The sequence below is a fragment of the Candidatus Neomarinimicrobiota bacterium genome, from assembly GCA_034716895.1.
GTDB lineage: Bacteria > Fidelibacterota > UBA8477 > UBA8477 > JABMPR01 > JABMPR01.
This window is the reverse complement of the sequence record JAYEKW010000189.1, coordinates 1-9,408: the sequence shown is the minus strand read 5'-3', so window position 1 is coordinate 9,408 and position 9,408 is coordinate 1. Positions and strand designations below refer to the sequence as shown.

The following is a 9,408-nucleotide window of genomic DNA, read 5'->3' as shown; positions in this document are numbered from 1 at the left end:
CCCTTGGTCTTTGGTCTGCTGAACTGTTTCTAACTACCTTGGAGGCTCTGCAAGGGGAGTCAGAGTCAAAAATTACAGCCTGTGCTGGTATCGCCTTTACAAAACCATCATATCCCTTTGATCAGGGATATGAGATTGCAGAGAATTTATGCGATTCCGCAAAACAGAAACGCCGGCAATATCTTGATGAATTATCAGATCAGAGTGACCTAAACCGAACAAAAAATGACCTGTCCCTGCTTGACTTTCATATCGTCCAGGGGGGCATATTTGGAGATCTGGATCAGGTGAGGAGTACGGGGTATTCTGATGAATCAGGACTGCTTATTGGTCGTCCCTTTGCCATTGGTAAGGGGCAGGAGGGATATCACAGCCTGCAATCTGCAGCCACAGGAATTGGGGAATGGCCAGCCAATAAAATCAAAGAACTACGGGAAGTTGCCTATAAAGGAAACACTGAGATCGATAAATTTTATCAGCACTGTAAAAAACAAAATTTGGAAGTACCTGACTTATTAAAAACCAGAGCACGCCAAGTTCTAGGGAACCCAAAGGAATTGGATATTTGCGAATATCTGGATCAGGTTCCGGGTTGGTTACGCAAGCAAACCGAAGCAATGGGGACCAAAAAATGAATCACTTGAACTATTCAATAGAACTGTTATCAGATACAGTTCCTGCGTCAGGGTTAACTGCTTCAGCTATTGTGGATACTGAGATTGCTGTGGACTCCTTTGGCTTACCGGTAATCCCTGGCAAAAGATTAAAGGGCCTCATGAGGGAATCACTGCTGGAGGTTGGTGAAATTACCGGGCATGATCTTCAGTTGCCACTTGACTCATTGTTTGGTCAGGTTGGTGTGGCCGATGGATACTCAATCATGTTATCTGATGCCAGCTTGAGTGATAGTGAGGGTATCAGGCTCTGGTTGAGCTGGGCGAATGAAAAATTTCCAGGGTTCTTCAGAGACAGTATGGTGTTAGAGTCGTTTACTGATATTCGACGTCAGACAAAACTAAAAGACGGCGTGGCTGTAAAGCACTCCTTGCGTTCCATGCGCGTATTAAAAACAGGGTTAACTTTCTTTGGAAGTATCACTTCAGACCGGGAGATTCCAGGTGCAGAGGTCTCACTACTTGCCATGACTCTGGGGAATCTACGGTTTCTGGGGTTGAACAGAAATAGAGGTTTGGGCCGGATCAAATGTGAGTTGTTGGATAGTACAGGAACTAAAATAAGCCAGACGACAGCATATAAAAAATTTATGGAGGGGGTTTAACCATGAAATCTTTAGAATTTCAGATAACCGCAATTACCCCATTAATCATGAGTCGGACCACGGCAAGTGGAAATCACCTGGAATCATTTGACCATATTCCCGGAAGCAGTATCCTGGGCGTTTTGGCAGGCCGATATGTTAAAAACCACGTATTAGGCAAGATGGCGCATCAGGATGAGCAGTTCAAGCGGCTGTTTCTAAGTGATGCCATTTCCTACAGGCAGGCAACCCTCAAGATCATGAACAGTCGCTCACAGGTGATGCCCCTGCATATTCACCAGGAAAAATCGGCTAAAAAACCTTATCTGGATGTTTTCGAAACTAATCCAAGCAATCCTGCAAAATACAAAAGGAGATACATCAGCAGCCATCATGTCGGTCTGCCAAAAATGATGACAAGTTTTCACACATCCCGAGGGGCGGAACGATTGGCGGGCAGATCATTGTCAGGTGGTATTTTTACCTATACAGGTCTAGCCTCTGGCCAGCAATTTCTGGGTGAGGTTATTGGATCAGACGATGATATTGAGGTTTTGAAGGAGCTGATAATAGCTGATTCAAACGTCCATTTGGGTCGTTCAAAAACGGCTCAGTATGGATCAGCTTCCATAGAGGTCATGAATGTCAGGGAGATTACTCCGGGTCAAGACGATTTTTCTGATCAGTCATTTACACTGAGCCTGAAAAGCCCTGCTCTTATCCATAATAAATTTGGACATCCCTCAACACAATGGCAGGATGTTGCCCTGACAATCCAGAAGCAATGTGAGCTTTCAGCCCCCCTGGAATGTGAGCAGTTGCTTGTTCGTAATACAAGCATTGAAACCTTTAACCGTATGTGGGGACTAAAGCGACCTTCTGAAGCTGCACTTGAAGCAGGCTCGGTTTTTAAGATTGCTGCTGGACATGGTATATCAAGGAAGGGTATCGATCAGTTGTTATTCCATGGATTGGGGCATCGGCGGAATGAAGGTTATGGTGAGGTCAGTATAGAGTCCATCCAGGTTGATCACTTGAATGCCTCAGCAAAACCTGCAATTAAAAAGATGCCTGAAGGTAGTCCCCCTGAAGCTTTCCTGGCCGTATACAAAAACGTGGCTCAACGTGAAGTGAAGCTCCTTGCAGAACGAGTAGCTCTTGAAGCAGCTCTGCAGCCGACCTTACCGCATAGCTTAACAGTGGATTTACGAGATCTTTTTAAAAGTAAAGATTCACTAGGTGAAATAGCCCGGTATATTGAATTATCTCAAACCCAAAAAGAGGATGGCAAAACTGTTGATAAAGGACGAGCGACTCATCTTAAACGCGTCAAACTGGATGGTAAATATCTATTTGATGTTTTGAAAGATGCCAAGGTTTTCCATGAACGCATTCTAGATGAGATTGGTGTCTCAGAGAGTGTCTTTTTACAAGAATCCGCTAAAGCATTATCGCTACCATTGGATCAGTATAGAGAGTTTGCATGGAAAAGTTATTGGGGAACATTGCTCACGAAGCATTTGAAAGGTAAGCAAGCATGAATGTGAAGAATATGGGAGCAGAAATTACGGGCAGAATACTGGTCTCTGGAACATTGGTGAACACAGCTCCTTTGAGGATCGGTGCTGGTACCGATGACAAAACAGATAGTGATTTGGTGCTTGATGGATCCGGAAAGCCCTATATCCCAGGCACTTCCTGGACAGGAGCTGCCAAGGATCATTTCCGGCAAAATTTTAAAGATATGGATGAAAAACTACTGGAAATAATCTTTGGGTCAGAAGGTGATGATAGCTCCAAAACAGCTTATCAAAGCGCTTTTATTAGCTATGATTTACCGCTTATGCATGCCGCGAAAATGGAGATTCGAACAAGTACCCGGATCAACCAGAAAACAGGTGCAACAGAGGATAAATCGCTTCATGATTTTGAATTGTTAGCTGCAAATAATATGTTTGACTTTGGGTTTGAGTTGGTCATAAGAGAGGCTTATAAAGACCAAACCAATGCATTGGTAAAATTTGTAAAAACCCTTATAAATGAATTACAAAATGGACACATCTCTGTTGGTGCTCAATCTGTAATAGGATTTGGAAAGGTTGAACTTTCCCCGGTAAAATGGAAACACCTGGAATTTCCCGGAGATGCTGCTTGGTGGTTTACAGGGAGCCGGAAACCTGATGAATCTCTTACAGTAGAAAAGGGTGACTGTTTTGAAGCAAAAAATGGGCTTGCCACCATACAGGGCCGATTTTTTCTGCAAGACTCAATTCTGGTTAAACAAGATTATACAGGTGAAGACGAGAATATTGATTCTGAGCAAATGCAGTCCAATGGAAAAAATATTATCCCTGGGTCATCTATCCGAGGGGTGTTTCGTCATCGGGCCAGGAAGATTTTAAATACCTGTGACATTAAAGATAGAGTCACACTTGAGAATAATTTGTTTGGTATTGTTGAAACATCAAAAAGAGCACAGGATGGTAAGGAGGAGCAGAAAGATATTGCCCTCAAAGGTAAACTTCGTGTCTCAGAATCCATTATTCAGGGAGGTCATTTAGAAAAGCAAACCCGGATCAGGGTGGATCAATTTACCGGAGGAGTTATGGATGGTGCTCTTTTTTCTGAATTACCACTTTGGAGTGATGGCAAGACTTATATAGATCTAAAGTTAAGGATAAATCAAGCTGACCCTGTAGAGCTTGCTTTGATCCTACAGGTTATCAAAGATTTATGGACCGGTGAATTGGCTTTAGGTGGCGGTGGTTCAATTGGTCGGGGTAAATTCTATGGTGAAGAATTGACCCTCAACTATCAATCAAAAAAAGTCAGAATTTTACAGGAAAAATCAGGTCTGCAAATTAAAGATGAGTCCAGTCTCATTGATGAAATAGACAAGCAGTGGCAGACAATATTACCAAAGGAGGGTGTCGCATGAGTGCCTATAAGCTAAATCAGGTGTTGACTCGTGTAAGCACAGGTGAAACTAGGATAACAGAGAGTGATTCACTCAAAACCTTGCTCGGGAATAAACTTAAACAGAAGGTGATTGGGTTGATCTTTTTGGACAATGCTGTCGTCTGGATTCGCTGGAATGGACATGAGATGACCTTTTCAAATGATCAGAAAATCATTGATACTCAACATATTCAACAAATGCGCATTTTTAATGAGGATGAGGAGCTGTTTCTACGCCGACAATCAGAAGGTCTTTTCTTCTGGCGACACAGGGTTGATGGCGAAGGGGATGCAGTAGATGTGATCGACGCGAAACAAATTCTACTGGGAGAACGCGTGGATACGCAAGTTGATTTTACTCTTTATCAGGAATCAGCCGGTTCAGCCGGGTGGGTTCCTGTCGGCAATGGCTCGCAACACCTGAGTTTGCAAGTGAGAAACTACATCAATACAGAAAACCATATAGCCGGATTTATGGATACCCGCTTTCTAGGATTAAACAAGGTGATATGATGGAAAAGGCAATTCTGAATACGAGAAGAAGTAAAAAAGGGAAACTGGTTGTAGAGGTAGATTTTTGCAATGGGAAAAACCCAGTGACAGCACCAAAATCAGATAGCTATCGCGAGGATATGGATGGACTTGAAGTTGAGGTCCAGAGAAGGGATGGGCATATTGAAAAAATATGTGATAAAGATACCATTCTCTTTCAGAAAGCAGTCCAGCCTAAAGCAGATCAAAATATTCGCCCAGCCTCCTCAATGCGCCACGACACTGGCTCTTCCCGGCACTCAGCAAATCAAGGGGTAACAAGTAAAGCCGTTGGCAATAAACAGGTGCGAGACATATCGGGTTCCAGACGTGGAACAGCTGCATACAATTTTGTTCCCTTGGATGATGTGGTTGTTTCAGCAGAATCCGCTGTGGTAAACCATGATGTGTTTTCCGGAGAACGGTTCCATGGTGAATTAGAGTGTCATTTGACAACTCTTTCTGAACTTTTCGTAAGTAAAGGAGGGGAAGATTTTTTCTCTATTAATGGTCAAACCAGAATTCCCGGGAGTACCTTGCGGGGTTTGATTCGCAATATGGTAAACATTATGAGTTACAGCAAGATGACTCAAGTTGATCATCAGCGAACGCTGTTTACCCGGCCCATGGCAGATGAGGATGGCCATTTTAGAGCTTGGTATAATGACCAGCTAACGTCTCAGAAGCGTGGAGAAAAACGGAAGTCATATACGGCAAATGCCGGCTACCTGAGGTTTGATTCCAGAGTTAGTAAGTACTTTATTCAGCCAGCCGTAGAACATAATAATGCTCAGTACCGTCAGATGGAAAAACGAGATATTGAAGAAGAACTTCAAGGTCAGCGTTTGAAGCCGTATGAATACTATAAACGCCCTGACGGGAGTTATTTTGTTACCAGCGGAGATGCTCCTGAAAAGAAACGGGAATGGGTTATTTATGGGGCGAATCTAAGCGTTCCCGCTGTGGAAGTTTTGCACCAGACTATAGAAAATTACCGTCAGGATTGTAAATCGGCTAACCCCAGTCGGAAACCAGAAATTAATCTTCTCGATAGACTGACAAAAGAAAAGCATGATTTTCCAGATGGTTTGCCTGTATTCTATAAGCAAAACGATGCTGGGGTCATTATTGCCTTTGGTCATACCGGTTTATTCAGAGTGCCCTACGAACAACCCATCTCAGCACATATACCGAAAGCTCACCTGGATGAAGATCATATGGACCTCACTCAAAGGATGTTTGGGTATATCAGTCCTAAGGGTGAACTGACAGAAGGTCATGCTCATGCATCATTTATACAGGTCAGTGATGCTCACCCTGTTTCAGAGATAATACCTGCACCAGCACGTAAAGTGATTTTGTCAGGTCCTAAGCCCACTGCTTTTCAAAACTATCTGGTTCAGTTACATACTGAAACAAATGGAAAGAATCATTGGGGCTTTGATACCTGGCTCCGGGGCAGCAAGATGTACTGGCATCATGATTTTGTGCAGCAGGATTTCTCAAAAGTGAAATCGGATAACATGTATACAACAATGAAGCCGGTTCAAAAGGGGACTGAATTTACTTTTACAGTCAAGTTCTCAAATCTAAGCAAAGTTGAGTTTGGAGCACTCCAGTCGGCTATACAATTGCCCCCTGGCTTGGCACACAAGTTGGGAATGGCCAAGGCGCTCGGGTTAGGATCCATTCGTATAGAATCCACCATGAAATTAACTGATCCACAAGAACGATACAGCAAGCTGATGGATGCTGATAGCTGGAAGAGTGGTATGCGGCCAGTGGCTGATTCTGAGGATATTGCAGGTGTCTTTCGTGCTACCATCGCCAAAAGCTGCCAGGAGTTCGGTGATGATCCGGGTCAGGACAAGTTCTGGGATCTATACCGCATGCGTCAACTCAGGAAATTGCTTTCTTTTGAACATGGACAAAAACTGCAGAGCAAGGGGAAATTACAGGATCAAGGGTATGAGACCAGAAAACGTAAAATATTGCCAATCCCGGAGGATGTATAATGGATTCTGTGACAAGCAAAACCATCTCTAAGGGCGGTTCTCAGATCATTTTAGTCGGCGGACAACCTATTCCGCTTCTGCTGGGGTTTTTGGAGTTTCAACCAGAGAGTGTTCAGCTCTTATTCACAAAGCAGTCAAGGGGACAGGCAGCCCAACTAAAGGATATTTTTGCTGAACATGGCGCCACTATTACAGATCATCCAATCCCCCATAATAGGGTGCAGCGTATCAAGGCAGTCATAGATGAGATCATCGTTGATGCAAAGGGGCCGATCACGATCAACCTCACTGGTGGTACAAAGCTCATGAGTATTGCAGCCTATGACGCTGCCAAGACAAAATCCATTGCTAGTTTTTATGTTGATGGTCGCTCAGACTCTGTTTACAACCTTTCAACTGACGAGCTTCATCCCCTGTCGGCGGAAATATCTATCGAGGATTGTTTTCGTACACAAGGACAGGTCCCACAAGAGGGTGTCAATGTAAGAGAGCTACCGGACACGACTTGGGACTTGCTTGATGATATAGGGAAGCTCTATTTCGATTGGGGTGTAAATAAGCTTCGAAATAAGCTTATGAAAACCTATAGTAAAGGACTTCAGGTTGGCAGCAGTCTGGATCTGGGCCAGCAGCGTTTTAGGTGGGATTCAGGGGGTATTTCCTTAAAACTGAAGACGCGGGACTATTACTGGAAAGACCCACTTGCCGCAAAGATGCTTTTTGAGGGACGGTATCTTGAATATTTGGTGGCAAAGCGCTTTAGTGATGTGCTGGGTGAGGAGTTCGAGATCCAGGTTGGATTTAAAGCGGGGTTCACGGACCCTTCAATTGCCAGTGAAGAAAAAAATGAAATTGATGTTCTGGTAAAAAGAGGGCGACAATTATTTTTTGTTGAATGCAAAACTGGAAGTGTTAAGAAACAACATATTGATAAGCTAGCTGTGATTCGTCGCCGATATGGTGGTGAGTTTGCCCAATCAATATTAGTGCACAGTGACAAAAACCTACCCTCAGAGCTTCGAGAGCAATGTGAGGATAATAGCATCATTAGAGTCCCTTTTTCTGTACAAAATCGGCAAATCGATGATCAAAATATTAAAATGGCTGGAAATAACTTGAAAAGTATCAAACAATATGAATTCTAATACACATCCTAAACAGGTATTTGTTGCCACGGTAGGTACAACCCCCCAGATCTTCACAGAGTGCTTGTACGTCTACACGCATCCTCACTATGGCTATCAGCGCAAATTTGATCGCATTGTGGCTCTCACAACCAGGGAGGGAGCCGAGAAGTTATCTACAGCTCTGTTCAAGGAGGGACGTCTCGCACAGATGGAAACAGATCTAGGTGTTGAGAAAGGTTACTTTCAGCTTAAAAGAGAAGATATCATAATTCTTAAAGATGAGGGCGGGGAAGAATTAGATGATGTTCGTCAGAACGCTGATGCAGAGGTACTTAGCGGCCAATTTCTTCACTTGATCAAAGATATTACAGATGATGATGGCACTTGCCTCACTGCAACGGTTGCAGGAGGACGCAAGACCATGAGTGCTATGATGGCGCTTGCTTTTCAGTTATATGCTCGTGAAAGCGATGAGTTAATTCATATACTGCCCCCGACTGCAAAGTTTGGCGACCCTGAGTGGTTCTATCCCGGTGATCCGTCATCCACTAGTGAGAAGTTGGAAATTTCTAATGTCCCGGTCTTAAAAGTGGGACGTTATCTCCTGGGAACTTCCAATGATGCACCAGGCGACTTGTTGAAAAGGGTGCAAACCGCAATTCGTGATCTTGAACCCTTGAAATCTTTGGAAGTGGATGGCAAAGTACTCATTATCAACAAGGTGTATAAGATTGATCTACCCCCTCAAAATGCTGCCTTTTTTAGAATGTTTGTCAAGCTGCATAAATCTAAGACATGCGAATCAGATTGTGAGGGGTGTGATTCCTGTACCATGACCAATGAGGAAATCTTTGAAGCATTTCCAGACAGCATAGCTCCAGAGCTCAAGTCAATTTCACGACCTTACTCACCTAGCTATGAAGAATCCTATAAAAGGTGGAGAGGTCTCGATAACCCACCGAAAAGTATAGATGCCGCATCTGCGGAGAAGCAACGGTCTACTTATGTGAGCGAGATGAAGACTAATCTGAACAAGAAAATATTAAAGGAGGGGAGCAAGGGACATGGTTTTGTACCAGCCGCGTGCAGAAAGGCAATATCGCTGATTTCCATAGGTAAAGCACCTACAAGAAATGGATTGTTAGCTTTGACCGGTGAGGTGAAAATTTTAAGTTGATGGAGCTGTAAAAGTACCTGCTTATTGACAAATTGTTCTTCAGTGAGTAAAAACAAGAACTTAAGCGTGATTAGTAAATTATTTATGAAAAATTTAGTCCATTTTTCAGGGTTTCTCCAAAATAGGGTCTACAGCCCTTACTGGCAAAGGCTTACAGAGGCCAGAGTCTGAAACCTCCCCGAATTATTAGGGGATTAAGACGATAATGTTCTTCCTTCTGGCGTAGGTAATGCACACGTCTGAAACCTCCCCTAATAATTCGGGGAGGTTTCAGACCAAAGAATCTTGGTAAATTCGAGAGGGAAGTATCAAGGGTCTTAATCCCCTAATAATTCGGGGAGG

8 protein-coding genes are annotated in these 9,408 nt (G+C 43.5%); all 8 read left to right on the top strand.

Features of this window, described 5'->3' with window-relative positions:
- The coding region (locus tag U9Q77_11375) for a hypothetical protein (GenBank protein MEA3287957.1) at positions 1-635 on the top strand (635 nt) is incomplete at its 5' end.
- Entirely contained in the window at positions 632-1,279 is a 648-nt protein-coding gene (locus U9Q77_11370) for a hypothetical protein (protein MEA3287956.1), read from the top strand. The genes U9Q77_11375 and U9Q77_11370, both read left to right, overlap by 4 nt.
- Positions 1,280-1,281: 2 nt before the next feature.
- Positions 1,282-2,799, top strand: a complete 1,518-nt coding sequence (locus U9Q77_11365; GenBank protein ID MEA3287955.1) for a hypothetical protein — start codon at positions 1,282-1,284, stop codon at positions 2,797-2,799.
- Complete coding sequence (locus tag U9Q77_11360; GenBank protein MEA3287954.1) at positions 2,796-4,196, top strand: RAMP superfamily CRISPR-associated protein; 1,401 nt, start codon at positions 2,796-2,798, stop codon at positions 4,194-4,196. Before U9Q77_11365 ends, U9Q77_11360 begins: the two co-directional genes overlap by 4 nt.
- Positions 4,193-4,729, top strand: coding sequence for a CRISPR-associated protein Csx19 (gene csx19, locus U9Q77_11355; GenBank protein MEA3287953.1), 537 nt, complete (start codon positions 4,193-4,195; stop codon positions 4,727-4,729). Before U9Q77_11360 ends, csx19 begins: the two co-directional genes overlap by 4 nt.
- Complete coding sequence (locus U9Q77_11350; GenBank protein MEA3287952.1) at positions 4,726-6,762, top strand: TIGR03986 family CRISPR-associated RAMP protein; 2,037 nt, start codon at positions 4,726-4,728, stop codon at positions 6,760-6,762. The genes csx19 and U9Q77_11350 overlap by 4 nt, the downstream gene beginning before the upstream one ends.
- A complete protein-coding gene (locus U9Q77_11345; GenBank protein ID MEA3287951.1) occupies positions 6,762-7,907 on the top strand; it encodes a DUF1887 family CARF protein in 1,146 nt (381 codons plus the stop codon). Before U9Q77_11350 ends, U9Q77_11345 begins: the two co-directional genes overlap by 1 nt.
- On the top strand, positions 7,897-9,066 hold the full coding sequence (gene csm6 / locus U9Q77_11340; GenBank protein ID MEA3287950.1) for a CRISPR-associated ring nuclease Csm6: 1,170 nt from the start codon (positions 7,897-7,899) through the stop codon (positions 9,064-9,066). The genes U9Q77_11345 and csm6 overlap by 11 nt, the downstream gene beginning before the upstream one ends.
- The last annotated feature ends 342 nt before the right edge of the window (positions 9,067-9,408 follow it).

Coding starts and splice junctions, on each gene's coding strand:
- U9Q77_11345 (MEA3287951.1), top strand. CDS start 6,762: ATGGATTCTGTGACAAGCAAAACCATCTCTAAGGGCGGTTCTCAGATC.
- U9Q77_11365 (MEA3287955.1), top strand. CDS start 1,282: ATGAAATCTTTAGAATTTCAGATAACCGCAATTACCCCATTAATCATG.
- U9Q77_11350 (MEA3287952.1), top strand. CDS start 4,726: ATGATGGAAAAGGCAATTCTGAATACGAGAAGAAGTAAAAAAGGGAAA.
- U9Q77_11360 (MEA3287954.1), top strand. CDS start 2,796: ATGAATGTGAAGAATATGGGAGCAGAAATTACGGGCAGAATACTGGTC.
- csx19 (MEA3287953.1), top strand. CDS start 4,193: ATGAGTGCCTATAAGCTAAATCAGGTGTTGACTCGTGTAAGCACAGGT.
- U9Q77_11370 (MEA3287956.1), top strand. CDS start 632: ATGAATCACTTGAACTATTCAATAGAACTGTTATCAGATACAGTTCCT.
- csm6 (MEA3287950.1), top strand. CDS start 7,897: ATGAATTCTAATACACATCCTAAACAGGTATTTGTTGCCACGGTAGGT.